The 17,963-nt window shown below is 72.1% G+C and carries 16 protein-coding genes and 1 pseudogene; 11 read left to right on the top strand and 6 right to left on the bottom strand.

The genetic code is table 11. The features are described from left to right. Positions 1 to 145 precede the first annotated feature (145 nt). From ACPOLB_RS11530 to ACPOLB_RS11570, 9 genes and pseudogenes are all read left to right on the top strand, one after another. On the top strand, positions 146 to 934 hold the full coding sequence (locus ACPOLB_RS11530) for an ABC transporter ATP-binding protein (RefSeq protein ID WP_425261507.1): 789 nt from the start codon (positions 146 to 148) through the stop codon (positions 932 to 934). After that, positions 934 to 1,395, top strand: a pseudogene (locus ACPOLB_RS11535) (ATP-binding cassette domain-containing protein); the annotation flags it as partial. The gene ACPOLB_RS11530 and the pseudogene ACPOLB_RS11535, both read left to right, overlap by 1 nt. 579 nt (positions 1,396 to 1,974) lie before the next feature. Beyond that, positions 1,975 to 3,204 (top strand): Tm-1-like ATP-binding domain-containing protein, encoded by a 1,230-nt coding sequence (locus ACPOLB_RS11540; protein WP_425261912.1) that lies wholly within the window; start codon positions 1,975 to 1,977, stop codon positions 3,202 to 3,204. Then, positions 3,188 to 4,033, top strand: a complete 846-nt coding sequence (locus ACPOLB_RS11545) for a phosphoenolpyruvate hydrolase family protein (protein ID WP_425261508.1) — start codon at positions 3,188 to 3,190, stop codon at positions 4,031 to 4,033. Before ACPOLB_RS11540 ends, ACPOLB_RS11545 begins: the two co-directional genes overlap by 17 nt. After that, positions 4,030 to 5,739: a flotillin family protein gene (locus tag ACPOLB_RS11550; RefSeq protein WP_425261509.1), complete on the top strand. Its 1,710-nt coding sequence runs from the start codon at positions 4,030 to 4,032 to the stop codon at positions 5,737 to 5,739. Before ACPOLB_RS11545 ends, ACPOLB_RS11550 begins: the two co-directional genes overlap by 4 nt. 15 nt (positions 5,740 to 5,754) lie before the next feature. Then, positions 5,755 to 6,195, top strand: coding sequence for an SRPBCC family protein (locus ACPOLB_RS11555; RefSeq protein ID WP_425261510.1), 441 nt, complete (start codon positions 5,755 to 5,757; stop codon positions 6,193 to 6,195). Positions 6,196 to 6,199: 4 nt separating this feature from the next. Beyond that, the gene (locus ACPOLB_RS11560; RefSeq protein WP_425261511.1) at positions 6,200 to 7,663 is read left to right on the top strand and encodes an SRPBCC family protein; all 1,464 of its coding nucleotides are present in this window, start codon (positions 6,200 to 6,202) and stop codon (positions 7,661 to 7,663) included. A 4-nt stretch (positions 7,664 to 7,667) separates the two neighbouring features. Further along, positions 7,668 to 7,904 (top strand): cysteine-rich CWC family protein, encoded by a 237-nt coding sequence (locus tag ACPOLB_RS11565; protein ID WP_425261512.1) that lies wholly within the window; start codon positions 7,668 to 7,670, stop codon positions 7,902 to 7,904. Positions 7,905 to 7,912: 8 nt separating this feature from the next. Then, a complete protein-coding gene (locus ACPOLB_RS11570) occupies positions 7,913 to 8,278 on the top strand; it encodes a VOC family protein (protein WP_425261513.1) in 366 nt (121 codons plus the stop codon). Between the two features lie 6 nt (positions 8,279 to 8,284). Here ACPOLB_RS11570 and ACPOLB_RS11575 read toward each other — a convergent pair whose 3' ends face one another. Genes ACPOLB_RS11575 through ACPOLB_RS11600 form a run of 6 tightly spaced genes read right to left on the bottom strand, consistent with a single transcriptional unit; the run spans position 8,285 to position 13,060 of the window. Next, complete coding sequence (locus ACPOLB_RS11575) at positions 8,285 to 9,175, bottom strand: DMT family transporter (RefSeq protein WP_425261514.1); 891 nt, start codon at positions 9,173 to 9,175, stop codon at positions 8,285 to 8,287. 2 nt (positions 9,176 to 9,177) lie between these two features. After that, positions 9,178 to 10,032, bottom strand: a complete 855-nt coding sequence (asd, locus tag ACPOLB_RS11580; protein WP_425261515.1) for an archaetidylserine decarboxylase — start codon at positions 10,030 to 10,032, stop codon at positions 9,178 to 9,180. A 14-nt stretch (positions 10,033 to 10,046) separates the two neighbouring features. Next, positions 10,047 to 11,075 carry a S49 family peptidase gene (locus ACPOLB_RS11585; protein WP_425261516.1) on the bottom strand — a complete coding sequence of 343 codons (1,029 nt, stop codon included), beginning with the start codon at positions 11,073 to 11,075 and terminating at the stop codon, positions 10,047 to 10,049. Then, positions 11,072 to 11,479, bottom strand: coding sequence for a Rieske (2Fe-2S) protein (locus ACPOLB_RS11590; RefSeq protein WP_425261517.1), 408 nt, complete (start codon positions 11,477 to 11,479; stop codon positions 11,072 to 11,074). Before ACPOLB_RS11590 ends, ACPOLB_RS11585 begins: the two co-directional genes overlap by 4 nt. Before the next feature lie 10 nt (positions 11,480 to 11,489). Beyond that, positions 11,490 to 12,149, bottom strand: a complete 660-nt coding sequence (locus tag ACPOLB_RS11595) for an HAD family hydrolase (RefSeq protein WP_425261518.1) — start codon at positions 12,147 to 12,149, stop codon at positions 11,490 to 11,492. Then, entirely contained in the window at positions 12,146 to 13,060 is a 915-nt protein-coding gene (locus ACPOLB_RS11600) for an RluA family pseudouridine synthase (RefSeq protein WP_425261519.1), read from the bottom strand. Before ACPOLB_RS11600 ends, ACPOLB_RS11595 begins: the two co-directional genes overlap by 4 nt. A 639-nt stretch (positions 13,061 to 13,699) precedes the next feature. Here ACPOLB_RS11600 and ACPOLB_RS11605 point away from each other — a divergent pair. Together ACPOLB_RS11605 and ACPOLB_RS11610 are read left to right on the top strand one after the other, a co-directional pair. Continuing rightward, complete coding sequence (locus ACPOLB_RS11605) at positions 13,700 to 16,717, top strand: Rne/Rng family ribonuclease (protein WP_425261520.1); 3,018 nt, start codon at positions 13,700 to 13,702, stop codon at positions 16,715 to 16,717. 103 nt (positions 16,718 to 16,820) lie between these two features. After that, positions 16,821 to 17,963 (top strand): HD-GYP domain-containing protein, encoded by a 1,143-nt coding sequence (locus ACPOLB_RS11610; protein ID WP_425261521.1) that lies wholly within the window; start codon positions 16,821 to 16,823, stop codon positions 17,961 to 17,963.

Genomic DNA, 17,963 nt, shown 5'->3' on the forward strand with positions numbered 1-17,963 from the left:
GTCGCTGCCCGATGGCTTGCAAGCCATCGGGCGTTCGCCAGCCACTCGCGGGCGCGCAGGCGCCCGCTCGGTGCGGGCTCACCCCCCCGAGGGGGCGCGTTGCTGCGGACCGGCAGAGCCGGATCCGCGCAACCACTTGATTGCCATGGCCACCATCAGCACCATCTCGGCACCCGCACGCGCGCTCGCTTCGAATGACGCGCTGACGCTGACGCATGTGACGCGCGCGTTCGGCGCGTTGCGGGCGGTCGACGACGTGTCGCTGCGGGTGGCGGCGGGGCAGAAGTACGCGGTGCTGGGCAGCAACGGCGCGGGCAAGACGACGCTGTTCAACGCCATCACCGGCGACTTCCCGCCGACCGCGGGGAGCATCCACTTCTTCGGCGAGGACATCACCGCGCTGCCGCCGCACGAGCGCATCCGCAAGGGGCTGCGGCGCACCTACCAGTCGTCGCTGCTGTTCCGCGAGCTCTCGGTGCGCGACAACCTGTTCCTGGCCGTGCGTGGTGTCGGCAGCGGGCGCTTCGGCCTGCGCCGCGCGTCACCGCGCCACGCCTCGTGCGTGGCCACCGAGGAGCTGCTGGAACGCGCGCGGCTGTCGCACATCGCCGACGAGCTGGTGGCCAACCTGGCGCATGGCCAGCAACGCCAGCTGGAGATCGGCATGGCGCTGGCCGGCGCGCCACGGCTGATCCTGTTCGACGAGCCGGCGGCGGGCCTGTCGCCGGCCGAGCGCCGCGAGCTGGTGGCGCTGCTCACCAGCCTGCCGGGGCACATGAGCTTCGTGCTGATCGAGCACGACCTCGACATCGCGCTGCGCGTGGTCGAGCGCGTGACCGTGATGCACAACGGCAGCGTGCTCAAGCACGGCACGCCGGCCGAGATCGAGAGCGATCCGCAGGTGCAGGCCATCTACATGGGAGGGCAGCACTGATGGCCTGGTTCGGAGGCCGCCGCGACACACCTCCGGCGCAGGCGCCGGTGCTGGTGGTGCAGGGCCTGGACGTGTACTACGGCCGCGCCCACGCGCTGCAGGGCGTGAGCCTGGAGCTGCGCACGCACGGCGTGCTGGGCATCGTGGGCCGCAACGGCATGGGCAAGACCACGCTGTGCAACGCCATCACCGGCCTGATGCCGGCCGGCGCCACGCGCACGGGCAGCGTGCAGCTGCTGGGCGAGGAACTGCTGGGCCTGTCGCCCAACCAGGTCACCGCGCGCGGCATCGCCTACGTGCCGCAGGGCCGGCGCGTGTGGCCGTCGCTGACGGTGGACGAGACGCTGCGCCTGGTGGCGCCGCACAAGCGCGACGTCGAGCGCGTGTATGCGATGTTCCCGCGCCTGGCCGAACGCAAGGGCAACGGCGGCGCGCAGCTGTCGGGCGGCGAGCAGCAGATGCTGGCCATCGGCCGCGCGCTGCTGCTGGGCCCGAAGCTGCTGGTGATGGACGAGCCCACCGAAGGCCTCGCGCCGGTGATCGTGGAGCAGGTGGCCGAGGCGCTGCGCACGCTGTCGCAGCAGATCGCGATCCTGCTGATCGAGCAGAACCTGGGTGTGGCGTTGTCGGTGGCCGACCAGATCGGCGTGATGGTCAACGGCCGCATCGCGCACATGCTGCCCGCGCACGCGCTGGCCGCCGACCGCGAACTGCAGGAGCGGCTGCTGGGCGTGCGCAGCAGCGGCGACGAGGACGGCGAGGCCGATGCCGCCGACGCGGCGCCCGCGCCTGCGGAAGCCGCCGAAACACGTGTGTACACCGTGCGCCGCCAGCACGGCGACGGCGGCCCCAGCCTGGACGACCTGCCGCCGCAGGCCGTGCGCGGCTTCAACCGATGGAACGCCGGCGGCACCGCGGCGCCGGTGCAGGACATTCCGCGGCACCTGCCGGCACCGCCGGCATCACCGGCGCCAGCCCCGGCCCCGGCCCCGGCGGCCGCCACCGCCAAGGTGGTCGAGTTCCCGGTCGCCGCCACCAGCGTGCGCGCGGCCTACGTGGCGGGCACCTTCGACACCAAGGCGCGCGAGCTGTTCTTCCTGCGCCAGTGCCTGGAAAAGCTCGGCCTGCGCGTGGTGACGGTGGACCTGTCGACCTCGGGCAAGCCGTCGCCGGCCAGCGTGCACCCGCGCGAGGTGGCGCGCCACCACCCGGGGGGCGAAGCGGCCGTGTTCAGCAGCGACCGCGGCAGCGCGGTGGGCGCGATGGCGCAGGCCTTCGCGCAGTTCATCCGCACGCGGCGCGACCTCGGCGGCATCCTCTCGGCCGGTGGCTCGGGCGGCACCACGCTGGCCACGGCCGGCATGCGCGTGCTGCCGGTGGGCACGCCCAAGGTGATGGTGTCGACGATGGCCAGCGGCGACACGCGCCCCTACGTCGGCCCCAGCGACATCTGCATGATGTATTCGGTCACCGACGTGCAGGGCATCCACCGCATCAGCGAGCAGGTGCTGGCCAATGCCGCGCACGCGCTGGCCGGCATGATCACGCATCCGCCCGCGGTCTCTGCCACGAGCAAGCCGGCGCTGGGGCTGTCGATGTTCGGCGTCACCACGCCCTGCGTGCAGGCGGTGACGAAGCAGCTGTCGGACCAGTACGACTGCCTGGTCTTCCACGCCACCGGCGTCGGCGGACAGAGCCTGGAGAAGCTGGCCGATTCGGGGCTGCTGGCCGGCGTGATCGACGTCAGCACCACCGAGATCGCCGACGAGATCGGCGGCGGCGTGCTCTCGGCCGGGCCGCAGCGGCTGGACGTGTTCGCGCAGCACGCGCTGCCCTACGTGGGCAGCTGCGGTGCGCTGGACATGGTGAACTTCGGCGCCTTCGACACCGTGCCCGAACGCCTGCGCAGCCGGCGCCTGGTCCGCCACAATCCGACGGTGACGCTGATGCGCACCACGGCCGACGAGTGCCGCGCCATCGGCGACTTCATCGCGCGCAAGCTCAACGCGATGACCGGGCCGGTGCGCTTCCTGATCCCCGAAGGCGGCGTCTCGGCCATCGACAAGCCCGGCCAGGCCTTCCACGACCCCGAGGCCGACCGCGCGCTGTTCGCCGCCATCGAACAGGGTTTCCGGCCGACGCCGACCAAGCGGCTGGTGAAGCTGCCGCACCACATCAACGACGACGCCTTCGCCGACGCCCTGGTGGCGGCCTGGCGCGAGATCGCCCCATCCCACAACGAGGTGCGCAGCCATGCCCCGCATCGCTAGAACCACGCTGCTCGAACGTTTCCGCGCCAAGATCGCCAGCGGCCGGCCGCTGATCGGTGGCGGCGCCGGCACCGGCCTGTCGGCCAAGTGCGAGGAAGCCGGCGGCATCGACCTGATCGTCATCTACAACTCGGGCCGCTACCGCATGGCCGGGCGCGGCTCGCTGGCCGGGCTGCTGGCCTACGGCAACGCCAACGAGATCGTCTGCGAGATGGCGCACGAGGTGCTGCCGGTGGTGCGGCACACGCCGGTCATCGCCGGCGTCAACGGCACCGACCCGTTCATGATTCCGCAGCAGTTCCTGCAGCGGCTGATCGGGCTGGGCTTCAGCGGCATCCAGAACTTCCCCACCGTGGGCCTGATCGACGGCACCTTCCGCGCCAACCTGGAGGAGACCGGCATGGGCTACGGCCTGGAGGTGGAGCTGGTGCGCGCCGCCCGTGCGCTGGACCTGCTGACCACGCCCTACGTGTTCAGCGAGGCCGACGCGCGGGCGATGGCTGCGGCCGGGGCCGACATCGTGGTCTGCCACCTGGGCCTGACCACCGGCGGCAGCATCGGCGCGGCCACCGCGCTGCAGCTGGCCGACTGCGTGGCGCCGATCAACGCCTGGGCCGCCGCGGCGCGCGCGGTGAACCCCGAGCTCATCGTGCTGTGCCACGGCGGGCCCATCGCCACGCCGGACGACGCCGAATACATCCTGCGCCACTGCCCCGGCTGCAACGGCTTCTACGGCGCCAGCTCGATGGAACGCCTGCCCGCCGAGACCGCGCTGACCGAGACGACGCGGCGCTTCACCCAGATCACTCGTGAGGAGACAAGACCATGACCGGCGCCCAATTCGGCAGCTTCCTGCTCGGCCTGCTCGTCGTTGCCATCGTCGTGGCGGTGGGCGTGTGGCTGCTGCACTGGCTGTACCTGCGCAGCAGCAAGGAACGCGCGTTCGTGCGCACCGGCCTCGGCGGCCAGAAGGTGGTGCTCGACGGCGGCGCCTTCGTGCTGCCCATCGTGCACGACGTCATCCCGGTGAACATGAACACGCTGCGGCTGGAGGTGGCGCGCGGCCGCGACAAGGCGCTGATCACCAAGGACCGCATGCGCGTGGACGTGATCGCCGAGTTCTACGTGCGCGTGGCGGCCACGCCCGAGTCGGTGGCCGCGGCGGCGCAGACGCTGGGCCAGCGCACGATGGCGCCCGAGGAGCTGAAGGAGCTGGTCGAGGGCAAGTTCATCGACGCGCTGCGCACCGCCGCGGCCGAGATGACGATGGAAGAGCTGCACGAGAAGCGCGGCCACTACGTCAAGCGCGTGCGCGAGGCCGTGGCCGAGGACCTGCGCAAGAACGGCCTGGAGCTCGAAGCCGCGTCGCTGACGCAGCTGGACCAGACCGGCATGGAGTTCTTCAACCCGAGCAACGCCTTCGACGCCGAGGGCCTGACGCGGCTGACCGAGCAGATCGAGCACCGCAAGAAGCAGCGCAACGACGTCGAGCAGGACACGCTGATCGCCATCCGCAACAAGAACCTGGAGGCCGAGAAGCTGAGCCTGGAGATCGACCGCGAGAGCGAGTACGCGCGGCTGAGCCAGCAGCGCGAGGTGGAGATCGCCCGCGCCCGCCAGCGCGCCGAGCTGGTGACCGAGCGCGCACAGCGCGAGCAGGACAGCGAAGGCGCGCAGATCGCGGCCAAGCTGACGATCGAGGCCGCGCGCATCCGCAGCGAGCAGAGCATCGAGCAGGAACGCATCCAGAAGGAACGTTCGGTGCAGGCGGCCGAGATCGCGCGCCGGCAGGCGCTGGAGCTGGCCGAGCAGCAGCGTGCCATCGCGGTGGCACTGGAAAGCAAGGCGCAGAGCGAGGCCCAGGCCGCCGCCGACGAGGCGCGTGCCCAGGCCGTGGCCGCCGAGGAACGAGTCTTCACCGCGCGCGAGGTCGAGATGGCCGAACGCAAGAAGGCCATCGAGCTGATCGGCGCGCGCCAGGTGGCCGAGCGCGAGGCGCTGCAGCTGACCTCGGCGGCGCAGGCCGAGAAGGAGGCCAGCGCCGACCGCGGTGCCGCGATCCGCGCCCAGGCCGAGGCCGACGCCGACGCCGAGAAGATCAAGGCGCTGGCCGCGCGCGTGCGCGCCGAGATCGAGGCCGAGGCGCTGCGCCTGATGAACGAGGCGCACAACATGCTGAGCCCCGAGGCCCGCACGTCGGCGCTGCGCATGCGGCTGGTGGAGAAGGCCGAGGCCATCATCCGCGAATCGGTGCGGCCGATGGAGCGCATCGAGGGCATCAAGATCCTGCAGGTCGACGGCCTGGGCGGCGGCGGCAGCAGTGCCGGCAGCGGCGACGGCAGCGGCCACGGCAACTTCGCCGACGGCGTGGTGAACTCGGCGCTGCGCTTCCGCGCGCAGGCGCCGCTGGTGGACCAGCTGCTGCGCGAGATCGGCATCGAGGGCGGCGACATCCAGCGCCTGGTGGGCAGCGCCAGCGGCGCCAGCGTCGCGCTGCCGCCGGCGGCCAAGCCGTCGTCGGCGCCCAAGGAATAGCACAAGGACGAGCCCATGATCCGCGTCTACGTCAGCAGCGTCATCGACGCCAGCGCCGACACCGTGTGGTCGCGCATCCGCGACTTCAACGGCCTGCCGCTGTGGCACCCGGCCATCGCCGACAGCCGCATCGAGAACAACGAGCCCGCCGACCGCGTGGGCTGCATCCGCCACTTCCACACGCGCGACGGCGGCGCCATCCGAGAACGGCTGCTGGCGCTGAGCGACTACGACTACAGCTGCACCTACGAGATCCTGGACAGCCCGATGGGCGTGGACAACTACGTCGCGACGCTGAAGCTGATGCCGGTGACCGACGGCAACCGCTGCTTCGCCGAGTGGAGCGCCGAGTTCGACTGCGCCGAGGGCAGCGAGCGCGCGCTGACGGCGACCATCGGCGACGGCGTGTTCCAAGGCGGCTTCGAGGCGCTGAAACGCCACTTCGCCCGGCGCTGAAGCGATGCTGCAACGTGTGGTCCGCTCGACCATCATCGACGCGCCGATCGCGCGCGTGTGGGCCGTGCTGCGCGACTTCAACAGCCACGACCAGTGGCACACGGTGGTCGCCGAGAGCCGCATCGAGGGCGGCGAATCGCCGACCCAAGTCGGCTGCGTGCGCAGCTTCACGCTGCAGGACGGCAACCGCATCCGCGAGCAGCTGCTGACGCTGGACGAGCGCGAGCACAAGAGCACCTACTGCATCGTCGAGGCCACGGTGCCGCTGCAGCGCTACGTGGCCACCGTGACGCTCAAGCCCGTGACCGACGGCAACCGCACCTACTGGCACTGGGAGTCGACCTTCGCCACGCCGCCCGGCATGGAACGCGAGCTGCGCGACATGGTGGCGCAGGGCGTCTACGAAGCCGGCTTCGCCAACCTGCGCCGCCACCTGGAACGGGGTGGCGATCTGCTGCCGCGCGGCAGCGCGCCGATGCCGGTGGCGCTGCCGGTGCCCACGCAGCGCATCGTGCTGCGCGCGCACGGCGGGCCCGAACAACTGCAGGCCGAGAACACCGAGGTGCCGGCGCCGTGCGCGGGCGAGGTGCGCATCCGGCAGCGCGCCATCGGCGTGAACTTCTTCGACGTCTACCTGCGCCGCGGCTGGATCCCCGGCCTGCTGCAGCCCGGCGGCACGCCGGGCATGGAGGCCGCGGGCACGGTGCTCGACGTCGGCCCCGGCGTCACGCGATTCCTGCCCGGCGACCGCGTCGCCTACCTCGGCCCGCTGCCGGGCGCCTACTGCGGCGTGCGCAACGTGCCGGCCGACTGGGTGCTGCGCCTGCCCGCGGCGGTGGACGACGAGGTCGCCGCGGCGCTGCTGCTGAAAGGGCTGACCGCCGACGTGCTGCTGCGCGACCTGGGCCGCGTGCGCGCCGGCACGCGGCTGCTGGTGCACGCCGCGGCCGGCGGCGTGGGGCTGCTGGTGTGCGCCTGGGCGCGGCGGCTGGGTGCGGTGGTGGTGGGCACGGTCTCCAGCGAAGAGAAGGCCCGCGTGGCGCGCACGCACGGCTGCGAGCACGTGATCGTCACGTCCACGCACCGCTTCGCCGCCGAGGTGCAGGCGCTGTGCGGCGGCGCCGACGTCATCGTCGACGGCCTGGGCGCCGACGCGCAGGCCGAGAACCTGGTCGCGCTGGCGCCGTGCGGGCACTGGATCAGCCTGGGGCAGGCCAGCGGGCCGCTGGCGGCGGTCGACCCCGACACGCTGGTGGCGAAGTCGGCCACCTTCTCGCGGCCGGTGGTCTTCCACTTCGTCGCCACGCCGGCGCAGCTGCAGGAGCGTGCCGAACGGCTGTGGGCCGCGCTGGCCGACGGCACGCTGCGGCCGCCCGCGATCGAGCGCCACGCGCTCGGCGCCGCCGCCGACGCACAGGCGCGGCTGGAGTCGCGCCGCACCACCGGCCCGCTGGTGCTGGTAGCCTGACGGCGTGCAGACCTTGCCCGCCACCGCCGCCACGGACACCTGCCCGCGCTGCGGCGGTGGCTTCCACTGCGGCGCGCACGACCCCGTGCCCTGCCCCTGCAGCGACCTGGCGCTCGGCGCCGCGCTGCAGGCCACGCTGCGCCAGCGCTACAGCGGCTGCCTGTGCCTGACGTGCCTGCAGGCGCTGGCGGCGCAGGCGATCACCGAAGCACCAGCCACCACCGGGAGCAGCCCGCGATGATCCACGGCATGAACCACTTCACCATCACGGCCGAGGACCGCGCGCAGACGCTGGCCTTCTACTGTGACCTGCTCGGCCTGCAGGACGGCCACCGTCCCGACCTGGGGTTCCCGGGCGCCTGGCTGTACGCCGGCGGGCCGCAGGCCGTGCTGCACATCTACTGGGACCGGCCGATGCCGACCACGCGCACCGGCGTCATCGACCACATGGCCTTCACGGCCAGCGACCTGAAGGCGGTGAAGGCGCGCTTCGACGCCGCCGGCGTCAAGTACGACCTGCGCCGGCAGGCCGGCTCGGGCACCTGGCAGCTGTTCAGCTTCGACCCCAACGGCGCGCGCGTCGAGCTCGACTTCGACGCGACCGAGACGCTGTAGGCGCCCTCAGCGCCGCGTCGCGAGCCAGATGCCGGGCAGGATCAGCGCCGCGCCCACCGCATGGTGCCAGCCCGGCGCCTCGCCCAGCACGACCCACGCCAGCAGCGCCGCGTACACCGGCGCCAGGTACAGCAGCAGCGCGGTGCGCGACGCGCCCAGTTCGCGCTGCAGGTACGAATACGCGGTGTAGCTCAGCACGCCCGGCACCAGCGCCGCCAGCACCACCAGGCCCAGCGCCGCCAGGCCCGGCGGCGGGTGCGTCGGCGGCAGCAGCGCCCATTCGAGCGCGGTGAAGGGCAGCAGCAGCACCAGGCCGCCGGCGATGATCGCGGCCAGCCGCGCCGCCGGGTCCAGCGCCGACGACCAGCGCTTGAGCAGCACCGAGTACGCCGTCCACGACACCATCGCCGCCAGGATCCAGCCGTCGCCCGCAGTGAAGCGCACGGCCAGCAGGTTGTCGATGTCGCCGCGCAGGATGATGAACAGCACGCCCGCGAGCGCCAGCACCACGGCCGCGCGCTGCGCTGCCGACATGCGCTCGTGCAGCAGCAGCACGCCGGCCACCGCGATGGCGATCGGCGAGACGGCGTAGATCAGCGCGATGTTGGTGGCGCTGGTGCTGTGCCCGCCCAGGTAGACCCAGGCGCCGCAGATCCACATGCCCAGCCCGCCCAGCACCAGCAACCGTCGCCACTCGGCGCGCACGGCCGCGCGCTGGCGCCACAGCGCGCCGCCGACGAACGGCAGCATCAGCGCCAGCGCCAGGGTCCAGCGGCCGGTGGCCAGCAGGTGCGGCGGCAGCACGTCGCGCGCGAGCCGCGCGATGATGTAGTTCGACGACCACAGCCCCGGCACCACCCACAGCAGCAGCGGCGCCCAGCGCGCGGCGCGGCCCATCGTCAGCGCGGCACCGGCTGCGTGGCCATCACCTCGCCCATGCGGATGGCGCCACCCGGCGCCCACGCGGGGTTGAACTGCAGTGCGCCTGCGGGCATCAGCACCACGACGGTGGAGCCCAGCAGGAAGCGGCCCATCTCGGCGCCCTGCGGCAGGTCGATCGCCTGGTCGTTGTAGTCCCAGGCCCGCACCGCGCCCGGCCGCGGCGGGTTGACCACGCCGTGCCACACGGTGGCCATGCTGCCGACGATGGTGGCGCCCACCAGCACCAGCACCCAGGGCCCCTGTGCGCTGTCGAACACGCAGACCACGCGTTCGTTGCGCGCGAACAGCCCCGGCACGCCGCGCGCGGTGGTCGGGTTCACCGAGAACAGCGCACCCGGCACGTGCACCATGCGCAGCAACCGCCCGGCGCGCGGCATGTGGATGCGGTGGTAGTCCTTCGGGCTGAGGTACAGCGTGGCGAAGTGGCCGCCGTGGAAGTGCGCGGCCAGCGCCGTGTCGCCGCCCAGCAGCGCGGTGGCGGTGTAGTCGTGGCCCTTGGCCTGGAAGATGCGGCCGCCGTCGATGCGGCCGAACTGGCTGATCGCGCCATCCACCGGGCACACCCACTCGGCGGCTGCCAGCGGGCGCGCGCCGGGTTGCAGCGCGCGCGTGAAGAAGTCGTTGAAGCGCGGGTAGGCGGCGATGTCGGGCTCGGCGGCCTCGGCCATGTTCACGCCGTAGCGGCCGACGAACCAGCGGATGATGGCGGTGGTGGCAGCACCGCCGCGCCAGTTGGCCACGAGGCCGGCGAACGAGGTCAGCGCCTGCTTGGGCAGCAGGTATTGGGGCAGCACGGCCCAGCGGTCGGACACGGCGGACCCCTGCTTCAGCGGATCGGGGGCAGCGCGCGCAGCGCGCGCACGGCGCCTTCGCCGATGCTGGCGCCGAAGCGCTTGGCCAGGCGTTCGGCCACGTTGTCGTGCGGCGTGTAGTCGATCACTTCCTCGGCCTTCACGACCTCGCGCGCGACGTGGTCGAGGTTGCCGAAACGGTCGGCCAGGCCCAGCTTGACGGCTTCCTCGCCGTTCCAGAACAGGCCCGTGAAGGTGTCGGGCTGCTCCTTCAGGCGGTCGCCTCGGCCCTCGCGCACGACCTGGATGAACTGCTGGTGGATCTGGTCCAGCATCGCCTGCGCCATCGCCGTCTGGCGTTCGTTGGCGGGGCTGAACGGGTCGAGCATGGCCTTGTTCTCGCCCGCGATGAGCAGGCGGCGTTCGACGCCCAGCTTGTCCATCAGCCCGGTGAAGCCGAAGCCGTCCATCAGCACGCCGATGCTGCCGACGATGCTGGCCTTGTCGACGAAGATCTCGTCGGCCGCCACGGCGATGTAGTACGCACCAGAGGCGCAGACTTCCTCGACGACGGCGTAGACCTTCTTGTTGTGCTTGGCCTTCAGGCGCCGGATCTCGTCGTTGACGATGCCGCTCTGCACCGGACTGCCGCCGGGCGAGTTGATGCGCAGCACCACGGCCACGGCGCCGCGGTCCTCGAACGCGCTCTTTAGCGCCGACACCAGCAGCTCGGCACTGGCCTCGGTGTCGACCGCGATCTCGCCACGCACTTCCACCAGCGCGGTGTGCGGCGTCGACGGCGCCGTGGGCGCGATGCGCGTGGAGAACAGCGCCCAGGCGATGGCGACGAACAGCGCCAGCCAGGACATGCGGAAGAAGACACGCCAGCGGCGGTCGCTGCGCTGCTGGCGCAGCAGTTCGCGCGCCACCTTCTCCAGGGTGCTCTCGAGCGCCGGCGCGGCGGCGGCGGTCACGGCGGGCGGCGGCGGCTCGGCGCGCGGCGGCTCGAAGGGGGGCTCCACCGGACCGAGGGGCGTGGGGGTGGTGTCGTCGCTGGCGCTCATGGGGAGGTGGGGGCTGGGGAATCGCCGGCCGGTGCGTCGAACGGCACCGGCTGGATGTCGCGGGAAGGATACCAATACACCTGGCCGTCACGCTCTTCGAGCGCGATGGCGGTGAGCTTGCCGCGGCCGCAGGGGCCGCCGACGCAGCGGCCGTCGGCGGGCTCGTAAGCCGCGCCGTGGATGCTGCACAGGATCCAGCGCTTGTCGCTGTCGAGGAACTCGCCGGGCGTCCAGTCCATCTCGGTGGGCACGTGCACGCAGCGGTTCACGTAGGCCACCGCGCGGCCGTCGAAGCGCAGCGCGAAGGCCCGCGCCGGCTGGCGGTACTGCAGGATGTCGAAGACCAGCGCCCGGCCGCGCTCTTCCAGCGCGGACGAAGGGCACAGCGGCTCGGCGTCGGTCACTGCGCGGCCCTCATGCGTTGTCCAGCAGCCAGTCGTGCAGTTCGCGCGTGCTGTGGGCCACGAACAGCGGGCCGTAGGCCTCGAAGGCCGCGGGCTCGTGCGCGCCGTAGCTGACACCGACGCTGGGCGTGCCGGCGTTGGCCGCCAGCGCCAGGTCGTGCGTGGTGTCGCCGATCATCAGCGTGCGCGACGGGTCGACGCCGAACTCGCGCATCAGCTCGTGCAGCATGCGCGGGTCGGGCTTGCCGGCGGTCTCGTCGGCGGTGCGCGAGCCGTCGAACAGCGGCCCCAGCTGCGACTGCGCCAGCGCCTGGTCGAGCCCGCGCCGTGCCTTGCCGGTGGCCACGGCCAACAGGTGGTTGCGGGCCTTCAGCGCCTGCAGCATGTCCAGCGTGCCCGGGAACAGCACGATCTCGTGCTGGCGCGCGAAGTAGTGGTGGCGGTAGCGGTTGCCGAGCTCGGGGTAGCGCGCCGCCGGCAGCCCCGGCGCGGCGTGCTGCAGCGCTTCCTGCAGGTTCAGGCCGATCACGTAGGCCGCCTGCGTGTCGCTCGGCACGGCGACACCCAGGTCCTGGCAGGCGGCCTGGATGCAGCGCACGATCAGGCCGGTGCTGTCGAAGAGCGTGCCGTCCCAGTCGAAGGCGATGAGGTCGAAGCGTCTGGAGCTCATAACTGTTGCAGCAGTGTCGCGCAGTCAGTGGGCAGCGGCGCCTGCACGGTGATGCGCATGCCGCTGGCGGGGTGGTCGAAGGCGAGCTCGCGCGCGTGCAGGAACATGCGCGCGAAGCGCTTGTCGCGCGCCACGGCCTTGTTGAGCACGAAGTCGCCGTACTTCGGGTCGCCGACGATGGGGTGGCCGGCGTGGGCCAGGTGCACGCGGATCTGGTGCGTGCGGCCGGTCTTCAATGCGATGTCCAGCAGCGTGAACGCGCCGTGCGCCTGCGCAGACCGGATCAGCGTGATCGAGCGCCGGCCGTCCGCGTGCGCCGGCGGCACCACCTTCACGTGGCGCTCGCCGGCGGCGTCCAGCGTCTTGTGCAGGGCCTGGTCGATGACCTTCAGGTTCTTCGGCCAGGCGCCGCTGACGAGTGCCTGGTAGTGCTTGCCGGTGTCGCGGGCGCGGAACTGGTCCTGCAGCGCCACCAGCGCGCTGCGCTTCTTGGCCAGCAGCAGCACGCCCGAGGTTTCCTTGTCGAGCCGGTGCACGAGTTCGAGGAAGCGGGCTTCCGGACGCGCCTGGCGCAGCTGCTCGATCACGCCCGAGCTGACGCCGCTGCCGCCATGCACGGCCACGCCGGCCGGCTTGTCGACGGCCAGCAGGTGCTCGTCCTCGAACAGGATGGGAAATTCGCGCGCCGGCACGTGCACCACCGGGCGCTCGGGCAGGCGCACCGGCGGCACGCGGATCTCGTCGCCCGCGGCCACCCGGGTGTCGGCGCTGGCGCGGCCCTTGTTGACGCGCACCTCGCCGCTGCGGATGACGCGGTAGACGTGGGTCTTGGGCACGCCCTTGAGCATGCGCAGCAGGAAATTGTCCAGGCGCTGGCCGTCGGATTCAGCGTCGACGGTGATGCGCTGCACCTGCGGCGGCGCGGCGGCGACTTCTGACCCTATAATCCGTCGCTCCACGTATGTGCTGTAAGTGCTTGATTTATCGGAGTTTACCCGGGCACTGGCGGTGACGTCGTGGAGACGCCGGACACGAATGAACGTGGCCGGCCAGGTGATGCAACGCCCGCCAGGGCCGTCGCGGGCCGGGGTCCCCAAGTGACCCGGCAGCGGCAGCAGGCGGTGCGGCAAGAGGAACGAAGAAGAACCCCGCCTCCACACGAGGCACCGAAAATTCAAGGCACCAGACGCGGCCCGCGCCGCTGCTGGAGCCCCGCACGACGACAGCCCCCAGCCATGTCGACCCCCAGGACTCCCCACCTCGCCAGAAGGCCCCGGCACCTCGCCGCAGCGGCCGGGCCGGGTGTGTCGCCGCGGATTCCGCGGCGCGCGGGGGCCCTGCCGACAGCCGCCGGACCTGCCGCCGTGCACGCGCCAACGCTGCGACGCTGAACGCGCTTCCCTAGCGCGCCGAAGACCGCAGTCCAGGGCATTTCGCGCCAGCTGGTTCTTCCGCGCTTCTCGTGCATCGGGTGAAGCTCGGTGCCGCCTTCACGGGTGGTGCCGGATGCGGCGTGTCCCACCGAGGCGCGCCGCGGGGGAGAAGTGCACATGAAACGCATGCTGATCAATGCCACGCAGCCGGAAGAGCGGCGCCTGGCCATCGTCGACGGGCAGAAGCTGCTCGACTTCGAGACCGAGATCGAAGGGCGCGAGCAGCGCAAGGGCAACATCTACAAGGCCGTCATCACACGCGTCGAGCCCAGTCTCGAGGCCTGTTTCGTCGACTACGGCGAGGAACGCCACGGCTTCCTGCCGTTCAAGGAGATCTCGAAGAACTACTTCCGCGAAGGCGCGGACGTGAAGAACGCGCGCATCCAGGACGTGGTGCGCGAAGGCGACAACCTGCTGGTGCAGGTCGAGAAGGAAGAGCGCGGCAACAAGGGCGCGGCGCTGACCACCTTCGTCAGCCTCGCCGGCCGCTACCTGGTGCTGATGCCCAACAACCCGCGCGGCGGTGGCGTCAGCCGCCGCATCGAGGGCGAGCAGCGCGAGGAGCTGAAGGAGAACCTCGACCAGCTCGACTACCCGAAGGGCATGAGCCTGATCGCGCGCACGGCCGGCATCGGCCGCTCGGCGTCCGAGCTGCAGTGGGACCTGAACTACATGCTCAAGTTGTGGACCGCCATCGACGGCGCGTCCAAGGCCGGCAAGGGCGCCTTCCTGATCTACCAGGAGAGCAGCCTCGTCATCCGCGCCATCCGCGACTACTTCACCGCGGACATCGGCGAGATCCTGATCGACACCGACGACATCTACGAGCAGGCGCAGCAGTTCATGAACCACGTGATGCCGGAGACGGCCAATCGCGTGAAGCGCTACAAGGACGACGCGCCGCTGTTCAGCCGGTTCCAGATCGAGCACCAGATCGAGACCGCGTTCAGCCGCACCGTGAACCTGCCGTCGGGTGGCGCCATCGTCATCGACCACACCGAGGCCCTGGTCTCGGTCGACGTGAACTCGGCGCGCAGCACCCGCGGCAGCGACATCGAGGAAACCGCCACCCGCACGAACCTGGAAGCCGCCGACGAGATCGCGCGCCAGATGCGGCTGCGCGACCTGGGCGGCCTGATCGTCGTCGACTTCATCGACATGGAGGAGTCGAAGAACCGCCGCGAGGTCGAGACCCGCCTGCGCGACGCGCTGCGCAGCGACCGCGCCCGCGTGCAGTTCAGCAGCATCAGCAAGTTCGGCCTGCTGGAGCTGAGCCGCCAGCGGCTGCGCCCCGCGCTGAGCGAAGGCAACCACATCACCTGCCCGCGCTGCAACGGCACCGGCCACATCCGCGACACCGAGAGCAGCGCGCTGCAGATCCTGCGCATGGTGCAGGAAGAGGCGATGAAGGAGAACACCGCCGCCGTGCACGTGCAGGTGCCGGTGGAAGTGACCTCGTTCCTGCTGAACGAGAAGCGCACCGAGATCACGAAGATCGAACTGAAGCAGCGCGTCACCGTGCTGCTGGTGCCCAACAAGCACCTGGAGACGCCGAACTACAAGCTCGAGCGCCTGCGCCACGACGACCCGCGCCTGGAGAACCTGCAGGCCAGCTACTCGATGATCGAGGAGCCGGACGACGAGGTCGGCATCACGCGCCGCGAGAAGGCCAAGCCCAAGCAGGAGCCCGTCATCAAGGGCGTGCTGCCCGACCAGCCGGCGCCGCCGGCACCGGCGCCCGCGCCGGCCAAACCCGTGGCGCCGGCACCCGTGCCGGCACCGGCTCCGGTGGCTGCCGCGCCGCGCCCGGTGCCGGCCCCGGTGCCGTCCAGCGGCGGCTTCTTCGGCTGGTTCAAGACCCTGTTCGGCGGCAGCCCGGCGCCGACGCCGGCACCGACCCCGGAGGCGGCCCCCGCGGCAGCGCCCGTTGCAGCACCTGCGGCCGGCGACAAGCGCGACGGCCCGCGCGGTGAACGCGGCGAGCGCGGCGGACGCGGTGGCCGTGGTGGCGACCGCAACGAGCGTGGCAGCGAACGTGGTGGCCGTGGTGGTGAACGTGGTGAACGCGGCGGCGAGCGTGGCGGTCGCCGCGACGCCGGCCGCGCCGAGCGCGAACCGCGCCGTGACGGCGCCGACGCGAACGCTGCACCAGCCGAGGCGCGCGACGACCGCGCCCCGCGTGGTGAACGCGGTGAACGCGGTGATCGTGGCGAGAACCGCCGCGGCGGCCGTGGCGAGCGAGGCGACCGCCCGGAACGTGGCGAGCGCGCACCGCGCGCCGACGAGGCCGCCAAGGCGCTCGACGTGGCGCAGCCGTTCGTCGACACGCAGCCGATGGCCGACCTGGTGGCCCCTGGTGCTGCCGCGGCCGAAGGCGGTGAACGCGAGGCCGGCGAGCGCGAGGGCGGTGAACGCGAAGGCGGCCGCCGCCGCCGCCGGCGTGGTGGCCGTGACCGCGGCGAAGGCCGGGTCGACGAAGCCGGCCAGGCCCTGGCCCCGGCCGACGAGGCGGGCGCAGAGACGGCGGAAGCTGCCGACACGCAGTCCGGCAGCGACACGGGCACCGAGCCGGCAGCTGCCACCGAAGGCGGCGAGCGCGACGGCGGCCGCCGCCGTGGCCGTGGCCGCGACCGGCTGCGCCGCGAACCGCGCGAGCCGGGTGCCGACAACGGCGACGTCGCCGGCGAGATCGTCCCGGCCGAAGCCGGCGGCGGCGAAGTGACGCCGGCAGAGGCCGGTGTCGAGGCCGCGACGGCGGCCGCTCCGGCCGGCGTCGCCGAAGTGGAGGCCGCCCCCGCCGCACCGCCTCCTGCCGCGCCCGCACGGGCCAGTGCCCCGGCCCCGGCCCCGATGGCCGCCGCTGCCCCGGCGCCCGCGCCGGTGGTCATCCAGCGCTTCGAGCTGCCCGTGCAGGCGCTGCAGGCGCTGGCCGGCGACGCCGGGCTGCAGTGGGTGCAATCCGACGCCGAGAAGATCGCTGCCGCGCAGGCCGCGATCGCGGCCGAGCCCAAGCCGGCCCACGTGCCGCGCGCGCCGAAGCCGGTGGTCGTCGTCGACGAAGGCCCGCTGGTGCTGGTGGAGACGCGCAAGGACCTGTCGCAGCTCAAATTGCCGTTCGAGACGACCCAGTCCTGAGTTCGGCCCGTCAGGGCCTCAAGTTGGGGCACGCTCCGACCGATGACAGGGCACCCGGGGCTGGCTTGCCGCCGCCCCGGGTCCGTCCAACCACCGGTCCTCCATGCGCGTTTGCTCCCTGTCATCGGTCAAGAACCGCATCGTGCTGGGTGCGCCGCTGCCGTTCAGCGTGCGCGACAACCAGCGCATGCTGTTGCTGGCACGCGGCCAGATCATCCACGACGACGACCAGCTGCAGGAGCTGTTCAGCCGCGGGGCGCTGGTCGAGGCCGACGAGCTGGCCGAGGCCGTCCAGCCCATCCGGCGCGAGTCGCCGGCACAGCGCCTGGCCCGGCTGCCCGCCGAATGGGACCGCGGCACCGACGACGTGCGCCAGGCGCTGACGGCGCCGCTGCCGCAGATGGCCGGGGCCATCCACGGCGCCACCGACCTGCTGCTGTCGCTGATCGACGCCGCACCCGATGTCGCGCTGTCGCAGGTGGTGCGCCAGCCCGTCAACGGGGTCTCGCACTACGGCGTCAGCCACTCGCTGCATGCCGCCACGGCCTGCCAGGCGGCAGCACGCCACCTGGGCTGGAGCGCCGCCGAGCAGCGCCGCGCCTTCCAGGCGGCCCTGACCATGAACCTGGCGATGGTGGACCTGCAGGCGCGGCTGGCGACCCAGGTCTCGCCGCTGACGGCCAAGCAGCGCGAGGCCATCCACGAGCACCCGACACGCAGCGCCGAGCTGCTGACCCAGGCCGGCATCACCGATGCCGACTGGCTGGAGGCGGTCGCGAACCACCACGAGGTGGCCGACGGTTCGGGCTATCCGACCGGCGCCATGAACGTCAGCGAGCTGGCCGAGCTGCTGCGCTTCGCCGACATCTACACCGCGCTGCTGAGCAGCCGCGCCAACCGGCCTGCGATGAGCGCGCAGCAGGCCGGCCGCGAGCTGTTCCAGATGGCGGCCGACAGCAAGCTGGCTGCGGCGCTGATCAAGTCGTTCGGCATCTTCCCGCCGGGCAGCATCGTCAAGCTGGCCTCGGGCGAGCTGGGCGTGGTGGCGCGCAACGGCGAGAAGGCCTACCACCCGCTGGTGGCCACGCTGACCAACGCCCAGGGCGAGCCGCGCATGACACCGCTGCTGCGCGACACCGCACACGAGGAACACGCCGTGGTGGCGCTGCTGTCGGCGCAATCGATGCCGATGCGACTGTCGGACGAGCGCATCGCCAGCCTGATCGCCGGCCCCACGAACGGGTGA

It is taken from the genome of Rubrivivax soli (assembly GCF_049810355.1).
In the GTDB taxonomy this organism is placed as follows: domain Bacteria; phylum Pseudomonadota; class Gammaproteobacteria; order Burkholderiales; family Burkholderiaceae_C; genus Rubrivivax.